Source organism: Variovorax ureilyticus, assembly GCF_050632185.1.
In the GTDB taxonomy this organism is placed as follows: Bacteria; Pseudomonadota; Gammaproteobacteria; order Burkholderiales; family Burkholderiaceae_C; genus Variovorax; species Variovorax ureilyticus_A.
On the sequence record NZ_CP192579.1, the window covers coordinates 3,871,908 to 3,889,706 of the forward strand.

Consider the following 17,799-nt stretch of genomic DNA (forward strand, 5'->3'; position numbering starts at 1 on the left):
TCATGTCAATACCCGAGGTACGAACGCCGCACCGCTTCGTCGTTGCGGATCGTTTCGGCGCTGCCGGAGATCACCACGCGGCCGGTTTCGAGCAGGTAGGCGCGGTCGGCCAGGCTGAGCGCCAGCGCGGCGTTCTGCTCCACCAGCAGCATGCTCACGCGATCGCGCCGGTTGATCTCGCCGAAGATCTCGAAGAGCTCCTGCACGATGCGCGGCGCGAGGCCGAACGAGGGCTCGTCGAGCAGCAGCAGGCGCGGCCGCAGCATCAGCGCGCGCGAGACCGCGAGCATCTGCTGCTCGCCGCCCGAAAGGGTGCCCGCCTGCTGGCGGCGGCGCTCCCTGAGGCGCGGGAAGTGGTCGTACACGCGCTCGAAATCCGCCGCGACCTCGCCCTTGTCGCGGCGCGTGTAGGCGCCGAGGCGAAGGTTCTCCTCCACGCTCAGGTCGACGAAGGTGCCGCGGCCGTCCGGCACGTGGGCCACGCCGAGGCGCACGATGCTCTCCGTCGCCCGGCCGTCGATGCGGCTGCCGGCGAAGACGATCTCGCCCTCTGTCTTCACCATGCCGCAGACGGCGCGCAAGGTGGTCGTCTTGCCCGCGCCGTTGGCGCCGAGGATGGTGGTGATGCCGCCCTCCTCCACGCCGAAGTCGAGCCCGTGCAGCACCTTGATCGGGCCGTACTGGGCGCGGAGGCCGCGGACTTCGAGCAGCGCGGACATCAGGCGGCCCCTCCCAGGTAGGCGCGCACCACCTCGGCATCGGCCTGCACCTCGGCCGGCGAGCCGTTGGCGATGACGCGGCCGAAGTCCAGCGCGACCACGCGGTCCGACACGCGCATGACGAGGTTCATGTGGTGCTCGACCAGCAGCATCGTGAGCCGGAGCCGGTCGCGCACCTGCCGCAGCAGCGCCATGAGCGCGCCGACCTCCTCGTGGTTCAGCCCGCCCGCGGGCTCGTCGAGCAGCAGCAGCTTGGGACTGCTGGCGAGCGCGCGCGCCAGTTCGACGCGCTTCTGGGTGCCGAAAGACAGGTCCATGACGCGCGTGCCGGCAACGCCGCGCAGGTCGAGCAGCGCCAGGAGCTCGTCGGCGTGGGCCTCGAGCCTTTCCTCTTCGCGTCGCACCCAGGGCAGTCGCAGCGCGTTCGAGAAGAAGCCGCTGCGCGCGCGGCAATGGCCGCCGAGCAGGATGTTCTGCCGCACCGTCATGGTCTTGAACAGCGCCAGGTTCTGGAAGGTGCGCCCGATGCCCAGCGCCGCGATGCCGTGGGCCGGCGTGGCGAGCAGCGAGCGGCCCTCGAAAAGAATGCGGCCTTCGCTGAAGGCGTAGAGCCGCGAGAGGCAGTTGAAAAGCGTCGTCTTGCCGGCGCCGTTGGGCCCGATCAGCCCGACGATGTGCCCCGGCGCCACCGCGAACGAGACCTTGTCGAGCGCCGTGATGCCGCCGAAGCGCACGGTGACGCCTTCCACGTTGAGCAGATCGGCACATGGGGCAGGCGAGGCGATGATCGACTCCTTGCACGGTGGGACTGCGACCGGCACCCAGCCGCCGCGCCCGATGGATTCACGGGCGCGGAGACCATTGATACAACAAGATACCGGGCTTTGATCCCGCGCAATAGCGGGCTTTACCCTGCTTTCGCCGGCGCGGCCTGGGGCGCCGTCAGGGCTTCAGCGCACGGCGCAGCTCGGCAGCGCACAGCGCCACGGCCGAGTTGGCTTCATCGAGGATCCGGCCCATCGTGACGAAGCCGTGGATTTGCCGCTCGAAGCAGACGTAGGCCGTGCGGTTGCCGGCATCGGTGAGCGCACGGGCGTAGTCCAGGCCTTCGTCGCGCAACGGGTCGTACCCGGCGGTGAGCACCAGCGCCGGCGGCAGCCCCTCCAGGTCCTCGCGCAGCAGCAGGGAAGCCCGCCAGTCGAGGTCGTGCTTCGCGTCGTCGATGTAGTGGTCGTGGAAGTAGGTGATGCTGTCGCGGGTCAGCAAATAGCCCTGGCCATTGGTGGTGTGCGATGCGTGGCCTCGGCGCTGGTCGGTGGCCGGATAGATCAGGAGCTGGAAGGCGATCGGCAGGTCGCCCGCATCGCGCGCCGCGATCGACACCACCGCCGCAAGGTTGCCGCCCGCGCTGTCGCCGCCCACCGCGAGGCGGTCGGCGTCGACCTTGAGCGCGGCCGCCTGCCGGCGCACCCAGCGGGTAGCGGCAAGCACGTCGTCCACCGCAGCGGGAAAGCGGTGCTCCGGCCCCATCCGATAGTCGACGGCCACGACCGCGCAGCCGGAGAGATTGCACAGCTCGCGGCAGAGCGTGTCGTGCGTGTCGAGATCGCCGATGGTCCAGCCCCCGCCGTGGTAGTAGACGAGCACCGGCAGCACCGCCGCCGCGTCCGACCCCAGCGGGCGGTAGTAGCGCAGCGGGATCGGCCCGTGCGGCCCCTCGGCGCTCAGGTCGCGCACCTGCGCCACCTCGCCCGGCACCGGCTGCGTGATGGCGCGGCGCTCGCGGTAATACCTGCGCGCGTCCGTGTGCGGCAGCGTATGCGTCGGCGGCACGCCCTTTTCGATCAGCAGATCGATCAAGGCCTTGGCTTGGGGATGCAGCATGGCGGGCTCCGGGTTTGAGAGGGATCAGGCCTGGCGGGGCTTGACGCGCGACGCCGCTTCCTTGGCGTTGCGGCGCGCGGTGTCGACGTCGGCGGCGTGCGCGAGCGCCACGCCCATGCGCCGCTTGACGAAGCTCTCGGGCTTGCCGAAGAGCCGCACGTCGATCCCCGGCACCGCAAGCGCATGCGCGACGCCGTCGAACGCAATGCCCTTGGCATCCACGCCGCCGTAGATCACGGCGCTCGCGCCCGGGCTCTTCAGGCTGGTGTCCACCGGCAGGCCGAGGATCGCGCGGGCGTGCAGCTCGAATTCGTTCTGCCATTGCGTCGCCATGGTCACCATGCCGGTGTCGTGCGGGCGCGGGCTGACCTCGCTGAACCAGACCTGCTCGCCCTTCACGAACAGCTCGACGCCGAAGAGGCCCTGTCCGCCGAGGTCGGAAGTGACCTTCCGGGCGATGTCCTGGGCCTTCTGGAGCGCCACGGACGACATCGGGTGCGGTTGCCAGCTCTCGACGTAGTCGCCGCTGACCTGCACATGGCCGATCGGGTCGCAGAAGTGCGTCTGCACGGTTCCGCCGGCATCGAGGGCGCGCACGGTCAAGAGCGTGATCTCGTAGTCAAAGTCGATGAAGCCCTCGACGATCACGCGGCCGTGGCTCACGCGGCCGCCGGCCATGGCGTAGTCCCAGGCTTTCTGCACGTCGGCGGGGCCGTCGATCTTGCTCTGGCCCTTGCCGGAGCTGCTCATCACGGGCTTGACGATGCACGGGTAACCGATGCCGCCGTCGATAGCCGCCTGCAGTTCGGCCAGCGAATCGCAGAACTTGTACGGGCTGGTGGGCACGCCGAGCGTCTCGGCGGCGAGGCGGCGGATGCCTTCGCGGTCCATCGTGAGGCGCGCGGCGCGGGCGGTCGGGATCACGCGCACCACGCCGGCGTCCTCCAGCTGCTGGAGCATCGGCGTCGCGATCGCCTCGATTTCGGGCACCACCAGCTGCGGTTTCTCGGCCTCGATCAGCGCCTTGAGCTGCACCGGGTCGCTCATGGTGATGGTGCGCGCGTGGTGCGCGACCTGCTGGCCGGGCGCGTTCTCGTAGCGGTCGACCGCAATGGTCTCCACGCCGAGGCGCTGAAGGGCGATGAGGACTTCCTTGCCGAGCTCGCCGGCGCCGAGAAGCATCACGCGGGTGGCGGAGGGGGAAAGGGGCGTGCCGAGGGTGGTCATGGTCGGGTTTCCGTCGCTTGCAGAGTGAACGCGGCACTGTAAATCACCCGCGGCTGTCACACGCGGCAACGAGGGTAGGCCCGGGCTGTTTCACAATCGCTGCACGCGGCGCCGGCACACTTCGCGGGGCCCCCTCATTTTTCACCTCAAGGAAGCTAATCCCATGACCATTCAGACCGTCGGCATCATTGGTGCAGGAACGATGGGCAACGGCATCGCGCAGGCATGCGCGGTCGCCGGCGTCAACGTCGTCATGATCGACATCGCGCAGGCCGCCGTGGACAAGGGCCTCGCCACCGTGGCGGGCAGCCTCGACCGGCTGATCAAGAAAGACAAGCTCACCGCCGCCCAGAAGGACGCGGCACTGGCGCTCATCAAGGGCTCGACCCGCTACGACGACCTCAAGAGCGCGCAGCTCGTGATCGAGGCGGCGACCGAAAACCACGAGCTCAAGCTCAAGATCCTCAAGCAGGTCGATGCCCTGCTGCCGCCCGAGGTGATCGTCGCATCGAACACCTCGTCGATCTCGATCACGCAGCTCGCCGCCGCGACCTCGCGCCCGGACCGCTTCATCGGCATGCACTTCTTCAACCCGGTGCCGTTGATGGCGCTGGTCGAGATCATCCGCGGCTACCTCACCAGCGATGCGACGCACGACACGGTGAAGGCGCTGGCCGAGCGGCTGGGCAAGTCGCCGATCACGGTGAAGAACGCGCCGGGCTTCGTGGTCAACCGCATCCTCGTGCCGATGATCAACGAGGCCTTCTTCGTGCTCGCCGAAGGGCTGGCCACGGCGGAAGACATCGACGCCGGCATGAAGCTCGGCTGCAACCAGCCGATCGGGCCTCTGGCATTGGCCGACATGATCGGCCTCGATGTGTGCCTGGCGGTGATGGAGGTCTACCTGGAGCAGTTCGGTGATTCCAAGTACCGTCCTTGTCCTTTGCTGAAGGAAATGGTCGCTGCAGGTCACCTTGGCAGGAAAACCGGTCGAGGCGTGTACACGTACTGAGACTGCCACGGACGCGAATAAAGGAGACAAGCTGAATGACCGCCACGCCCACCACGCCGCCGCCCGAGGGCTGCATCGACACGCAGGTGCTCGACCATGTGCTGCTGATTGGCATCAACCGCCCCGCCAAGCGCAACGGCTGGACGCCGCCGATGTTCCGCCAGCTGGCCGAGGCGTACACGCAGCTCGATGACGATCCCTCGCTGCGGGTGGGCGTGCTGCATGCCTTCGGCGACCACTTCACGGCGGGGCTGGACCTGCCGGCGGTCACCGAGTTCATGAAGCGCGGCGAGAAGGCCGTTCCGCAAGGGCTGGTCGAGCCGCACGACTTCGGGCTGCCCGGCTATCGCCGGCGCACCAAGCCGATGGTGGTCGCGGTCAAGGGCATCTGCTTCACAGTGGGCATCGAGCTGATGCTCGGCGCCGACATCGTGGTCGCCGCGGACAACTGCCGCTTCTCGCAGATGGAGGTGCAGCGCGGCATCATGGCCACCGGCGGCGCGACCCTGCGCATGGCCGAGCGCGCGGGACTGGGCAATGCGATGCTGCATCTGCTCACTGCCGACGAGTTCGACAGCGCCGAAGCCTTTCGCCTGAACTTCGTGCAGAAGGTGGTCCCCGCCGGGCAGGAGCTCGACGAAGCGCTGCGCATTGCGCAACGCATCGCCGCGCAAGCCCCGCTCGCGGTGGTCGCGACACGGCTCAACGTCGTGAAGGCCATCGAGAACGGCCCGCTCGCCGCGGTCGAGGACTTCATCCCGGTGCAGCAGGAACTCGCCAACAGCGAGGACGCGGCGGAGGGCGTGCGATCGTTCATCGAGCGGCGTCCGGCGCGGTTCACGGGGCGCTGATGCGGTGCGGCCCCTGCGCCGCATCACTCGCTCCCACACCGGACGATTCATCCCCAAACATCCAGCTACAAATTAAATTGCACGCAATTTAATTGATGACTACAATTCTCGCCATGCGTACCCCGGCGACTTCCGCACCCTCTGCTGACGAGATGCTGCGACTGGACAACCAGCTCTGCTTCGCGGTCTATTCCGCGTCGCTGGCCATGACCAAGCTGTACAAGCCGCTGCTCGAAAAGCTCCATCTCACCTATCCGCAATACCTCGTGATGCTGGTGCTGTGGGAGCGCGACGGCCTCATGGTGTCGGAGCTCGGCGAGAAGCTCTCGCTCGATTCCGGCACGCTCACGCCGCTCCTGAAACGGCTCGAAACCAACGGCCTCGTGGCCCGCATCCGTGACGTGGCCGATGAGCGCCGCGTGCACGTCAATCTCACCGCCGCCGGCCGCAGGCTCAAGTCGCGCGCTGCCAGCGTTCCAGCCTGTCTCCTGGCCGCTTCGCAATGCTCGCTCGACGAGATCGCCTCGCTCACGCAACAGATGCAGCAGCTGCGCGACCGCATCAAGGCGGCGTAGCCCCCGTTTTCTCCGTCCCACCCACCAACCTGAAGGAAACATCATGGTCAAGAAGCTCGACAAGGTCCTCTACACAGCGCAAGCCCACACCACCGGCGGCCGCGACGGCGGCGCCGGCAAGAGCAGCGACAGTGCGCTCGACGTCAAGCTCAACCCGCCCGGGTCCGGCAAGCCCGGCACCAATCCGGAACAACTCTTCGCGATCGGCTACTCGGCCTGCTTCATCGGCGCGATGAAGGCGGTGGCGCCGAAGATCAACGTCAAGGTGCCTGAGGACGTGGCGATCGACGCCAGCGTCTCGCTCGGCCCGATCGACGGCGGCGCGGCCTACGGCATCGCGGTCAAGCTCGCGATCACGCTGCCGGGCCTCGACGACGCGCAGAAGAAGCTGCTGGTCGAGACCGCGCACCAGGTGTGCCCGTACTCCAACGCCACGCGCGGCAACGTCGAGGTCGAGCTGGCGATCCACTGATCCGCGCGAGCGCATCTCCGGAGCCCGCCCGGGGGCGTCGCCTGCGCGACGGCCCGGCGGGCTTTCTTCATGCAACCGGCGCCGCACTGCGCTAAGGTGCTCCCCGCCCAAGGCAACAGGAGCACCTCGTGAGCACGACCCAATTCCTGGTCCGCAAGGACGACCTCTCTTCCACGCGCCTGCGCACCGGCGACGACCCGCGGCTCGCCGATGGACAGATCCGCGTGCGGATCGACCGCTTCGCCCTCACCTCCAACAACATCACCTACGCCGCGTTCGGCGAGTCGATGAGCTACTGGCAGTTCTATCCGACGGGGAGGAAGGCTGGGGGATCATCCCGGTGTGGGGTTTTGCGACGGTGGTGCAGTCGCAGCATCCGGGCGTCGCGGTCGGCGAGCGGGTGTACGGCTACTTCCCGATGGCATCCGGCGCGGTGCTGACGCCCCGGCGCCTGTCGCCCGGGATGCTCTCCGAAGGCGCCGAGCATCGGGCCGCGCTGCCGGCGGTCTACAACCAGTACTTCCGCTGCCAATCCGATCCTCTCTACACGGCAGACACCGAAGACGTGCAGGCGCTGCTGCGGCCGCTCTTCATCACGTCGTGGCTGATCGACGATTTCCTGGACGACAACGACTTCTTCGGTGCGCGGCCGGGCGCGGTGCTGCTGTCGAGCGCATCGAGCAAGACCGCCTACGGCACGGCCTTCCAGCTCGCGCAGCGCGAAGGCATCCAGGTGATCGGACTCACCTCCGCCGCCAACAGGGCCTTCTGCGAGAGCCTCGGCTGCTACCACCGCGTGCTCGCCTACGACGCACTCGATCAGGTCCCTGCCGACACCCCCTGCGTCTACGTGGACTTCGCCGGCAACGGCGAGCTGCGCCGCGCGATCCACTCGCGCTTCACGCAGCTCAGGCACAGCGCGGTGATCGGCGGCACGCATGTCGAACAGCTCGCGCCGAGCGGCACCGCCAAGGCGCTCCCCGGCCCGCGCGCGACCTTCTTCTTCGCGCCGGCGCAGATCAAGAAGCGCGTCGGCGAATGGGGCGAAGAGGCCTTCGGCCAGCGTCTCACGCAAGCCTGGCGCACCTTCACCGGTCGGGTCATGGACGCGAAGACGCCCTGGCTGCGCGTGGAGCACCACGACGGCGACGCCGCGCTGCAGGCGGCGTATGCCGAAGTGCTCGCCGGCAAGGGTGATCCGCGCGTCGGGCACATCCTTTCGTTCGCGAGGACTTCCGCAAGCTAGCGACAATCGCCGCATGACTCCCTCTGCGGCAAAAGCCAACGCCCACCCCTACGAGAGCCTCACGCCGGACGTGGTGCTCGACGCACTGGCCACGCTCGGCCTGCACGGCGACGGCCGGCTCACCGCGCTCAATTCGTACGAGAACCGCGTCTATCAGGTGTACCTGGAAGACCGCGTGCCGGTGGTGGTCAAGTTCTACCGGCCGGGCCGGTGGAGCGAGGCCGAGATCCTCGAAGAGCACGACTTTTCGACCGAACTCGCGGCGGCCGAGGTCCCGGCGGTGCCGCCGATGGCGATCGATGGCCGCACCCTGCATCACCACGGCGGCTTCGCCTTCAGCGTGAGCCCCTACCGCGGCGGCCGCGCGCCGGAGCTGGACGATTTCGAGGTGCTCGAATGGATCGGCCGCTTTCTCGCGCGCATCCATGCGGTGGGCGCCCGAAAGCCGTTCGTCGTGCGGCCGGCGCTCGACCTGCGGACCTTCGGCTCGGCGTCGCGCGACTGGCTGATCGGGCATCACATGGTGCCGCTCGACGTGCAGCGCGAGTGGGAAGTGGCCTGCAACGAAGCGTTCGAAATGATCGCCTCGACGGCGCTCGGCAAAGGCCCGGGCGACATTGAACCGCCGCTCACCAGATTGCGCCTGCATGGCGACGTTCATCCGGGCAACATCCTCTGGACGCCAACAGACCGGCCCGACGGCGGCCCCCACTTCGTCGACCTCGACGACGCGCGCACCGGCTTCGCGGTGCAGGACCTTTGGATGCTGCTGTCCGGCGATCGCGCGCAACGCACCGGCCAACTCAGCGGCCTGCTCGACGGCTACGAGCAGTTCCGCAGCTTCGACCGGCGCGAACTGGCACTGATCGAACCGCTGCGCACGCTACGGCTGATCCACTACAGCGCCTGGCTCGCGCGACGCTGGGAGGACCCGATCTTCCCGATCAACTTCCCGTGGTTCGGCACCAGCGACTACTGGAAGGGGCAGATCCAGATGCTGCAGGACCAGTGCGAGGCGATGGCGGAAGAGCCTCTCTACGCCTGACCCGAGCCGCGCTCAGTGCACCTTGTGCTTGAGAGCCTTGCGCAACGAACGAATGGAATCGTCGACAGGCTCGGTGCAGCGGACCAGTTCGGCGTTGATCACAGCGACTAGCGCGCGCAGATCGCCGGGCTCGAAACTGAACTCCTCGTAGTGCCCCGTTCGGTGAACCGGTGAGAGCAGACCTTCGAGACACGCAACCGCACGAAGCGCTTGCTTGAGATTGCAGAAATCGTCGTCGAGCTGCAGGGCGGATGACGATGCCTTGTGCAGAGACGGCGCGGATGCGCGATTGGACTTGGCCATGGGTAGCCTCCCAGCGGGTTCGGTTGATGCGACCGACGAACCCACTTCCACATGGGGCGGCGGCTCGAACAGGTGTGGAAGACCGGGAACCCGCTTGCGCGAACCGGCGAGCCTTACGGCTCCCCGCCCGAGCCGCCTAATGGAGGCACGAACAGCGAAGCCGCAGATCCTCTGCGGAGAAACTGCGGCTTGCGTCGCAGCGGGTTACGCGGGCTTCCACACCCGATCACGCTTTTTTGACGTGACCGGCGCAGTATAGCCAGGGGTGGCCGCAGCAGTCATTGCGTATGGGGCGACCGCGCAAGGCACGATGCGCACATCACGCCTTACAGTCGCCAATCCACGTCAAGAATTCCTGGTTGATGTCGGAGGACTTCCGTCAAGGACCTCGTGTCTGAAGACTGCATTGCGGTGCGCGCTCTGTCCGCTGAGCGTTCGTGCGGGCCCATGACCTACCGTCCACGAGAGAGCTTCGCGACAGCGGGTTCGCAGCGCCAGCTGCTAATCCGGCCCCTTCACGCATGAGGCCAGGCCGCAAAAGCGGGTAGCGCCTCGGCCCCTTCCGAATGGGCCGCTTGATGCGGGAAGTCCCGCTCTGATAGCGCGCCCCGCAGTAGTTGCTGCGTAAAGTGCCAGGCCACCGCGATGGTAAGCCCCGACTGGTCAATGGGCTGGCCTCCCGCGGCCCGGGGCAACGCGCCTTTCCCCAACTCGGCTTCGAGCTGTTTCCAGGCGGCCAGCATCTGGCTGTGCACGCGCTCGGTCCACGGCGCGTGGCGCCGTTCGAGAGGGCGCAACTCGCGTTCGTAGACGAGCTGCACCGCCTTCTCGCAGGCGGCCAGCGCGAGGCCCGTGAGGCGCAGTGCGCGCGTGTGCTCGCCGGTTGCGGCCGGCCAGAGGCTGCGCGCCGGTCCGGCGAGCGCCTCGGCATGCTGCAGGATGAGGTTGGAGTCCATCAGCGCCATGCCATCGGCCAACACCAGCGTCGGCGCCTTGACGACGGGATTGAAGCGCCTGAACTCCTCGACTTGTCGAAAGACCGAGATCGGCCGGGATTCGAAGGGCAGCCCCAGCAGCTGCAGGGAGATGGCAGTGCGCCGAACGAAGGGCGAGTCCAGCATGCCAACAAGTTGCATCATTTCAGTTCTTCTTTCTTCGGCCGCAAGTCCCTGCGGCATCCCATGGGAATCTACACTTTGAGGTCGACATCGAACATCGACTTTTTCTGGGCACATCTGTTAGAAAACCTGACATGACTCAAGAAGATCCGGGCGGCGACGCGCCCGCCAGCGCCGACCTGCCCCTCTTGCCGCGCTGCGCTGCTTTGAGGCCGTATCGCGGCTTGGCAGCGTGACCCGCGCCGCGCAGGCGCTGCATGTCACCCATTCGGCCGTCAGCCAGCAGGTGCGGCAGCTGGAAGACCTGCTAGGGCTGTCGCTCTTTGAGCGCGAGGGCCGCGGCCTGCGGCTGTCGGAGAACGGGCGCCTCTACGCGCTGCAGGTTCGACACGCGTTGCAAGACATCGGCGAGGCCACGCGCGCACTCCGCGTCCGCCCTCGCACCGGCGAACTGGTGGTCGCGGTGGTGCCGTCCTTCGGCCTGCACTGGCTTCTGCCGCGCCTACCCCGCTTTCAGGCTCGGCATCCCGGGCGACGCGTGCGGCTGCTGGCCAGCCTGGAAGTTCAGGACCTGCGTAAGGGCGCAGCACATGTCGCGATTCGGATGGGCCATGGGCCGTGGGAAGGCATGGTGCGGCAGCGCCTGTTTGACGACGAGTTGCTGATGGTGGCCTCGCCGGGCCTCACGGGCGGAGCGCTGCCGCGCACGCCGGCCGAAGTGCTCGCCTACCCCGCGATCCGTTCGGCCGAACCCTGGGCGCCCTGGTGCCAAGCTGCAGGGTTGCCCGAGCCCACGTCCACCGGGGGGCTATGGATCAACGACTCGAACCTCTCGCTCGAAGCTGCCCGCCTGGGGCAGGGGTCACCCTGGAGCGCCGCAGCGTGGCCGATACGCTACTGCGTCGGGGAGAACTCGTGGCGCTGACAGACCTGCGGGTGCCCTATGCGTACCCCTACTGGCTTGTGTGGCCCGAAGGCGGCACACAGGCGCCCCCGGAGGACTTCGCGCGCTGGCTGCAGGAAGAGGTGCGCGCGTATCTGGCCGCGTGATTCCGGCTCTCGGCATTGCCGCTGTGGGGCACAGTTCGGCCGGAAGAAGACTTTCTCCAGCTTCTCTAGGAGATTACCACCCACAAAACCAACGACGGGTGCAATCCAAGACCCGCCGATACATCGTCTTATTTGGGTCCAACATAGAAGAATAGGAAAGCGCCCCAGTTGCACCCATTTTATTGTAAATGGCGACTCGCTCCTGTACAGTCATATTAGCCAAAGGCGGCTGATCCACGACTTCATAGATGTAGCGGGCATTTTGGGTGGTGTCGCGAACATAGTAATTGTTGATAAAATGCTTATAGCCCGCTGCACCAAATTCGCGTATCTTCTGGAGAGCCTCCTCGTCACCCACAGGATGATCTGTAAGCCATTCTTGGAAGTCGCAGGACGCCGAGTTCGCTTCGATGCGTCTTGAGAGGCGCCAATTGGCCCCGTCGAATCCGGTAATTTTACAAAAACCTTGCCGACCGGCCACTTTCAGCCGGTTCAAAAGTTGGTCCAGTGGTTGAGGGTCGATCAAAGTAGTCTCATATACGAATGACTCAGGAACAACAGGCCTTCTGAACACAACAGGCCCCGTTCCGTCAAATGCGAGAGAAACTATTTCCGTTTGGCTGTCGATGCTGTTCATCTCGCTTCTGGTGCCAAGCCAGTATGTGTATTCCACTCCCGGATCGGTCTTAACGTACACCGGGCTTGCCAGCGGCTGGTATTCATAGCCCTTTAATTCTGGCATCGCCAAAGCGGCCAAGACCTTTCGAGCCACGTCTGGATCAAAGTAGCTTACAAGCGGCCCGATCTTGAATGTGTATTTGGTAAACGCTCCTGGGCCCTGATTCGAACCAGATCCTACCGATTCACCTGGCGTCGTATTTCCTGAGGTGCTGCTGCCCGGGGAGTTATTTAAATCGGTTGCAAGGCTTGATTGCCCACCATTGGCATCGGTGCCTATCTGGCCCTGACTAGCGGCACCGGACGGCACCGAAGCAAGCGCCGCTCCTCCGCCTCCGCCTCCGCCTCCGCCTCCGCCTCCGCCACACGCAGCCAGTATCAAGACCGCCGCACAACTCGCCAACGCACACCGGACAGGCGCACGACTTTCCCGGCCCTGGCGGACCGACAGTTCCACTCCATCCATCTCCGACCCTCAAATGAACTACTGGTTACATTCGAATGTAACGCGGAAGTGGTCATTCGTGGTCAGTCGCGGGTCAGTTTTTAAGAGAGATCTGCATAGCCAAAACACCCGGCGCGGCCGCATGCGACGCTTCGACAAGCGGGACGCATCAACGTCGGCGGAGAGGGGAAAAGCCGATCTTGGTCGTCGCGGAAGCTACCTTCGGCAGCAAGCCGAGGAGCCACTCTACGCCTGAGGCTGATCGCTCGTCAGCCTCCGACCGAACGACCGGCCTGCACCGTGCGCAGAAAGGCCTGCACCACCGCGTTCTCCGGCCCGTCGCGCCAGACGCAATACGACTCCGACTGCGCGACCTGTTCCTCCAGCGGCCGGAAGACCGCGCCGCGCAGCGCCGAATGGTGAAGCGCACTGGGCACCAGCGCGACGCCCATCCCCTGCGAGACCAGCGACACGACCGACAGCCAGTGGCGCACTTCATGACGCACCTCGGGCCGGAAACCGGCATCCGCGCAGATGGCGAGGATGCGCTCGTGATAGTCCGGTGACACATTGCGCGAGAACAGCACGAAAGGTTCGTCGCGAAGGCTCGCCGTGGGCACCGTACGCCGTCGCGCAAGGCGATGACCGACGGGCAGGCAGGCGACGAACGGCTCGGACATCAGCAGCAAGTGCCGGAGCTCCGCGGGCATGCGGCTCGTGTGCACGAAGCCGAAGTCCAGCCGGTCGTGCAGCAGTTCGGCGATCTGCTCGCCCGAATTGAGTTCCGACAGCGTGATTCGCACCGCCGGGTGCTTCGCCTGGAACTTGCGCAGCGCCTGCGGCAGGCCCCGGTACAGCATCGCACCGACGAAACCGATGCGCAGGCGGCCGGCCGAGCCTTGCGAGACGTCGCGCGCCTCGAGCGCGGCCTCCTCGGCCTGTCGCAGCAACGCACGCGCAGAGGCCTCGAGCGCCTCGCCGGCCGGGGTCAGGTGCACCTCCTTGCTGTTGCGGTCGAACAGGCGCGCGCCGACGGACTCCTCCAGCTGCCGGATCGCGACGCTCAGTGGCGGTTGAGAGATCGAGAGCCGGCGCGCGGCGCGGCCGAAATGCAGCTCCTCGGCGAGCACGACGAAGTAGCGCAGATGTCGCAGTTCCATGCGGCGCAGTCTCCCACGATAGGCAAATAGGATCAATCAAGACCTATTTGATATTGGACAAGAATCGACCCGCGCTCGAACAATTCGCCCCTCAAAGGAGACGAGCCATGTCCAGCACCGCAGCGAAGACCGGCGACACCGCCGCCCACCCCGTGCCCGACCGCCACGGGCAGAACCTATTCACCGCCGACACCGAGCTGCACAAGCTCATCGCGCTGTACCTGCCGCCCGACCTGGCGCGGCACATGCAGCCGCATTTCGAGCGCCTCGGCGCGCTGGCCGGCGGCCCCTCGACGAACTGGCGCAGACCGCCGACCGCAACCCGCCGACCTTGAAGCTGCGCACCCGCACCGGCATCGACGACCAGAAAGTGATCAAGCATCCGGCCTACGTCGAGATGGAGCGCCTCGCGCTGAGCGAGTTCGGCCTGGCCGCGATCTCTCACCGCGAGGAGACGCTGGGCTGGAAGGGCAAGCTGCCGCCGCTGGTCAAGTACGTGCTGACCTATCTCTTCGTGCAGGCCGAGTTCGGTTTGTGCTGCCCGGTCTCGATGACCGACTCGCTCACGCGCACGCTCAAGAAGTTCGGCAGCCCCGAACTCGTCGAACGCTTCATCGGCCGCCTCACCTCGCTCGATTTCGACACGCTCGCGCAGGGTGCGATGTTCATGACCGAGCAGGCCGCCGGCTCCGACATCGCTGCCACGGTCACGCGCGCCTGGCAGGACGAGGCGGGCCAGTGGCGCCTTTCCGGGGACAAGTGGTTCTGCTCCAACCCCGACGCCGACTTCGCGATGGTGCTGGCCCGGGCCGATGGCGCGCCCGCTGGCATGAAGGGCGTGTCGCTGTTCCTGCTGCCGCGCCAGCTCGAGGACGGCAGCGCCAACCACTACCGCATCATCCGTCTGAAGGACAAGCTGGGCACGCGCTCGATGGCGAGCGGCGAGATCCGCCTCGAAGACGCGGTGGCCTACCTGGTCGGCGAACCCGGCCGCGGCTTCGTGCAGATGGCCGACATGGTCAACAACTCGCGCCTGTCGAACGGCGTGCGCGCCGCCGGCCTGATGCGCCGCGCGGTCGCCGAGGCCGAATACATCGCGAGCGAACGCCGCGCCTTCGGCAAGCGCCTCGCCGACATGCCGCTGATGCAGCGTCAACTCACCAAGCTGCGCCTGCCGGCCGAGCAGGCGCGCACGATGGTGTTCCAGACCGCGCTGGCGCTCGCGCGCTCCGATGACGGCGACAAGGCCGCCTATCCGCTGCTGCGCATCCTGACGCCGCTCATCAAGTTCCGCGCCTGCCGCGATGCGCGCAAGGTGACCGGCGATGCGATGGAAGTGCGCGGCGGCTGCGGCTACATCGAGGAATGGTCCGATCCGCGCCTCGTGCGCGACGCGCACCTGGGTTCGATCTGGGAAGGCACGAGCAACATCGTCGCGCTCGACGTGCTGCGCGCGATCAAGCGCGAGGATTCGCTGGCGGCGCTGCAGGCGCACTTCGGCCAACTGCTCGAAGAAGCCACGGTCGCGCCGGCCTTCGCAACCGCCCTGCGCGATGCACTGGCCCGCGCCTCCGCGCTGGCCGCGACCGCCACGCAGGAAGGCGGCGACGTCATCGCGCGCCAGGCCGCGTCGGCCCTCTATCACACCTGCAGCGCGATCGCGATGGCCTGGGAAGGCGCGCGCACCGGCTCGGCGCAGCGCGTCGAGTGGGCGCAACTGGTGCTGCTGCACCGCGTGCTGCCGCGCGATCCGCTCACGCCCGATGCGGTGCCGGCCGACTGGTCCACCGCCAAGGCGGCGACCGCACCGGCGCTCGTCACGGCCTGAGCGCCGCGCATTTCCCGAACACAACAAAGGAGACAACCCATGAAGAGATTCCTCGCCCCCTTCTCATCGCCTGCGCCTCGGTATTGCCCATGGTGCCGGCGGCCCACGCGGACAGCTTTCCCGACAAGCCCCTGATGCTGGTCGTGCCCTTCCCGCCGGGCGGCCCGACCGACGCGATGGCGCGCACGCTCGCCGCCGAAATCAAGGAGGTCATCGGCCAGACGATGATCGTGGAGAACCGCGGCGGCGCCGGCGGCAACATCGGCGCCGAGTTCGTCGCGCGCGCGCCGGCCGACGGCTATGTGCTGCTGTTCGGCACCTCGGGGCCGCTCGCGATCAATTCGAGCCTCTACCGCAAGATCAACTACGACCCGTCGAAGAGCTTCGCCCCGGTGATCCAGGTCGGCCACCTGCCGAACATCCTGGTCGTGAATCCCTCGGTGCCGGCGAAGAACGTCCAGGAGCTGATCGCCTACGCCAAGAGCCATCCGGGCAAGCTGAGCTACGCATCATCGGGCAATGGCGCCTCGTCGCACCTCGCCGGCGTGCTGTTCAACGGGATGGCCGGCGTCGACCTGCAGCACATCCCGTACAAGGGCACCGGCCCCGCGCTGACCGATCTGCTGGGCGGGCAGGTGAGCATGAGCTTCACCGACGTGCTCACCGCCATGCCCTACGTGAAGACCGGCAAGCTGCGCGCCCTGGGCGTGACCACCGCCGAGCGCTCGCAGGCGCTGCCCGACGTCCCCACGCTCGCCGAGCAGGGCCTGAAGGGCTACGACGTGAGCGTGTTCTTCGGCATCGTCGCGCCCGCCGGCACGCCGCCGGACCGCGTGAAGAAGCTCAACGAGGCCTTCGCGAAGGTGCTCGCGTCGCCGAAGGTGAAGCAGCAGTTCGCGAGCCAGGGTCTCGAACCCGCGCCGTCGACGTCGCCGGACGCCCTTGCCAAGTTCATCCCCGCGCAGATGAGCATGTGGGCGTCGGTGGTCAAGCAGTCCGGTGCGCAGCTCGACTGACACAGGCCAAGGAGAGAGACCTCATGACCACTAATGCCCGGCCCACCGGCGCGCTCGCAGGCGTGCGCGTGCTCGACATCTCGCGCATCCTCGGCGGCCCGTATTGCGGCCAGATCCTCGGCGACCACGGCGCCGACGTGCTCAAGGTCGAGCCGCCGCAAGGCGACGACACCCGCACCTGGGGCCCGCCCTTCCGCGATGGCGTGGCGTCGTACTACCACGGGCTCAATCGCAACAAGCGCATCCAGCACCTGGACCTCGGCTCGCCCGAGGGGCGCGAGGCGCTGCTGGCGCTGGTCGCCGAGGCCGACGTGCTGATCGAGAACTTCAAGACCGGCACGATGGAGCGCTGGGGCATCGGCTACGAGGCGTTGTCGAAGCGATTCCCGCGCCTCGTCTGGTGCCGGGTGTCGGGCTTTGGTGCGGATGGTCCGCTGGGCGCCCTGCCCGGCTACGACGCGGCGGTGCAGGCGATGACCGGCATCATGAGCATCAACGGCGAAGCCGACGGCGGCCCGCTGCGCGTGGGCCTGCCGGTGGTCGACATGGTGACCGGCCTCAATGCGGTGATCGGTGTGCTGCTCGCGCTCAATGAACGCCAGCGCAGCGGCCGCGGCCAGTTCGTGGAGGCGGCGCTGTACGACAGCGGGCTCTCGCTGCTTCATCCGCATGCGGCGAACTGGTTCATGGACGGCACCGAACCGAAGCGCACCGGCAACGCACATCCGAACATCTATCCCTACGACGCGCTCAAGACGCGCACCGATCCGATCTTCGTCGCAGTGGGCAACGACCGTCAGTTCGCGAGCTTCTGCGCGTGCATCGGGCGGCCGGCGCTTTCGGAAGACCCGCGCTACGCCACCGCCGGCCAGCGCTCGATCCATCGCGACGCGCTCAAGCAGCAACTCGAAGCCGCGCTTGCCGACTTCGACGGCCGCGCGCTGGTCGACACGCTGATGGCGGCCGGCGTGCCCGCCGCGCCGGTGCTGCCGGTGGAGGCGGCGCTCACGCATCCGCACACCGCGCATCGCGGCATGGTGGTCGAACTCGAAGGCGGCTACCGCGGTATCGGCTCCCCGGTCAAGCTGAGCCGCACGCCGGCGACCTACCGGCATGCGCCGCTGACGCCGGGAGATCAGTTCCTCGACAAGTAGAGAACCTCAGGGAGAA

General features: G+C 67.1%; 17 protein-coding genes and 2 pseudogenes. 11 read left to right on the forward strand and 8 right to left on the reverse strand.

Translation table 11 applies throughout. The features are described from left to right. Window positions 1-5: 5 nt before the first annotated feature. The 4 genes from ACQ858_RS19095 to purT all read right to left on the reverse strand — a co-directional run bounded on the left by ACQ858_RS19095 (window position 6) and on the right by purT (window position 3,830). On the reverse strand, window positions 6-719 hold the full coding sequence (locus tag ACQ858_RS19095) for an ABC transporter ATP-binding protein (protein ID WP_431274153.1): 714 nt from the start codon (window positions 717-719) through the stop codon (window positions 6-8). Then, window positions 719-1,504 (reverse strand): ABC transporter ATP-binding protein, encoded by a 786-nt coding sequence (locus ACQ858_RS19100; protein ID WP_431276902.1) that lies wholly within the window; start codon window positions 1,502-1,504, stop codon window positions 719-721. Before ACQ858_RS19100 ends, ACQ858_RS19095 begins: the two co-directional genes overlap by 1 nt. 157 nt (window positions 1,505-1,661) lie before the next feature. Next, window positions 1,662-2,603, reverse strand: coding sequence for an alpha/beta hydrolase (locus ACQ858_RS19105; RefSeq protein WP_431274154.1), 942 nt, complete (start codon window positions 2,601-2,603; stop codon window positions 1,662-1,664). 24 nt (window positions 2,604-2,627) lie between these two features. After that, the gene (purT, locus tag ACQ858_RS19110) at window positions 2,628-3,830 is read right to left on the reverse strand and encodes a formate-dependent phosphoribosylglycinamide formyltransferase (RefSeq protein ID WP_431274155.1); all 1,203 of its coding nucleotides are present in this window, start codon (window positions 3,828-3,830) and stop codon (window positions 2,628-2,630) included. 163 nt (window positions 3,831-3,993) lie between these two features. Here purT and ACQ858_RS19115 point away from each other — a divergent pair, with 163 nt between their 5' ends. The 6 genes and pseudogenes from ACQ858_RS19115 to ACQ858_RS19140 all read left to right on the forward strand — a co-directional run bounded on the left by ACQ858_RS19115 (window position 3,994) and on the right by ACQ858_RS19140 (window position 9,031). Next, window positions 3,994-4,842 carry a 3-hydroxybutyryl-CoA dehydrogenase gene (locus ACQ858_RS19115; protein ID WP_431274156.1) on the forward strand — a complete coding sequence of 283 codons (849 nt, stop codon included), beginning with the start codon at window positions 3,994-3,996 and terminating at the stop codon, window positions 4,840-4,842. Between the two features lie 35 nt (window positions 4,843-4,877). Next, window positions 4,878-5,693 carry a crotonase/enoyl-CoA hydratase family protein gene (locus ACQ858_RS19120; protein ID WP_431274157.1) on the forward strand — a complete coding sequence of 272 codons (816 nt, stop codon included), beginning with the start codon at window positions 4,878-4,880 and terminating at the stop codon, window positions 5,691-5,693. A gap of 95 nt (window positions 5,694-5,788) precedes the next feature. Continuing rightward, window positions 5,789-6,268, forward strand: a complete 480-nt coding sequence (locus ACQ858_RS19125; RefSeq protein WP_431274158.1) for a MarR family winged helix-turn-helix transcriptional regulator — start codon at window positions 5,789-5,791, stop codon at window positions 6,266-6,268. A 43-nt stretch (window positions 6,269-6,311) separates the two neighbouring features. Further along, the gene (locus ACQ858_RS19130) at window positions 6,312-6,740 is read left to right on the forward strand and encodes an organic hydroperoxide resistance protein (RefSeq protein WP_431274159.1); all 429 of its coding nucleotides are present in this window, start codon (window positions 6,312-6,314) and stop codon (window positions 6,738-6,740) included. Window positions 6,741-6,868: 128 nt separating this feature from the next. Further along, window positions 6,869-7,986 (forward strand): annotated as a pseudogene (locus ACQ858_RS19135) (DUF2855 family protein). Between the two features lie 13 nt (window positions 7,987-7,999). After that, window positions 8,000-9,031 (forward strand): serine/threonine protein kinase, encoded by a 1,032-nt coding sequence (locus tag ACQ858_RS19140; RefSeq protein ID WP_431274160.1) that lies wholly within the window; start codon window positions 8,000-8,002, stop codon window positions 9,029-9,031. A 12-nt stretch (window positions 9,032-9,043) separates the two neighbouring features. On the opposite strand, the gene ACQ858_RS19145 is transcribed toward ACQ858_RS19140, so the two are convergent. Then, a complete protein-coding gene (locus tag ACQ858_RS19145) occupies window positions 9,044-9,334 on the reverse strand; it encodes a hypothetical protein (protein ID WP_431274161.1) in 291 nt (96 codons plus the stop codon). Window positions 9,335-9,849: 515 nt separating this feature from the next. Continuing rightward, window positions 9,850-10,470 (reverse strand): glutathione S-transferase family protein, encoded by a 621-nt coding sequence (locus tag ACQ858_RS19150; protein WP_431276903.1) that lies wholly within the window; start codon window positions 10,468-10,470, stop codon window positions 9,850-9,852. A gap of 214 nt (window positions 10,471-10,684) precedes the next feature. Here ACQ858_RS19150 and ACQ858_RS19155 point away from each other — a divergent pair, with 214 nt between their 5' ends. Together ACQ858_RS19155 and ACQ858_RS19160 are read left to right on the forward strand one after the other, a co-directional pair. Continuing rightward, complete coding sequence (locus tag ACQ858_RS19155) at window positions 10,685-11,377, forward strand: LysR substrate-binding domain-containing protein (RefSeq protein ID WP_431274162.1); 693 nt, start codon at window positions 10,685-10,687, stop codon at window positions 11,375-11,377. After that, entirely contained in the window at window positions 11,368-11,502 is a 135-nt protein-coding gene (locus ACQ858_RS19160) for a hypothetical protein (RefSeq protein ID WP_431274163.1), read from the forward strand. The genes ACQ858_RS19155 and ACQ858_RS19160 overlap by 10 nt, the downstream gene beginning before the upstream one ends. 73 nt (window positions 11,503-11,575) lie before the next feature. Here the strand turns inward: ACQ858_RS19160 and ACQ858_RS19165 are convergent, their stop codons facing one another. Both ACQ858_RS19165 and ACQ858_RS19170 read right to left on the reverse strand, forming a co-directional pair. Beyond that, window positions 11,576-12,490 (reverse strand): hypothetical protein, encoded by a 915-nt coding sequence (locus ACQ858_RS19165; RefSeq protein ID WP_431274164.1) that lies wholly within the window; start codon window positions 12,488-12,490, stop codon window positions 11,576-11,578. Between the two features lie 404 nt (window positions 12,491-12,894). Next, complete coding sequence (locus ACQ858_RS19170; protein WP_431274165.1) at window positions 12,895-13,785, reverse strand: LysR substrate-binding domain-containing protein; 891 nt, start codon at window positions 13,783-13,785, stop codon at window positions 12,895-12,897. Window positions 13,786-13,892: 107 nt separating this feature from the next. Between ACQ858_RS19170 and ACQ858_RS19175 the strand changes: the two are divergent. The 3 genes and pseudogenes from ACQ858_RS19175 (at window position 13,893) to ACQ858_RS19185 (ending at window position 17,783) form a co-directional block, all read left to right on the forward strand. Further along, window positions 13,893-15,613, forward strand: a pseudogene (locus ACQ858_RS19175) (acyl-CoA dehydrogenase family protein). 89 nt (window positions 15,614-15,702) lie between these two features. Further along, a complete protein-coding gene (locus ACQ858_RS19180; RefSeq protein ID WP_431274166.1) occupies window positions 15,703-16,629 on the forward strand; it encodes a Bug family tripartite tricarboxylate transporter substrate binding protein in 927 nt (308 codons plus the stop codon). A gap of 23 nt (window positions 16,630-16,652) precedes the next feature. Beyond that, window positions 16,653-17,783: a CaiB/BaiF CoA transferase family protein gene (locus tag ACQ858_RS19185; protein WP_431274167.1), complete on the forward strand. Its 1,131-nt coding sequence runs from the start codon at window positions 16,653-16,655 to the stop codon at window positions 17,781-17,783. The last annotated feature ends 16 nt before the right edge of the window (window positions 17,784-17,799 follow it).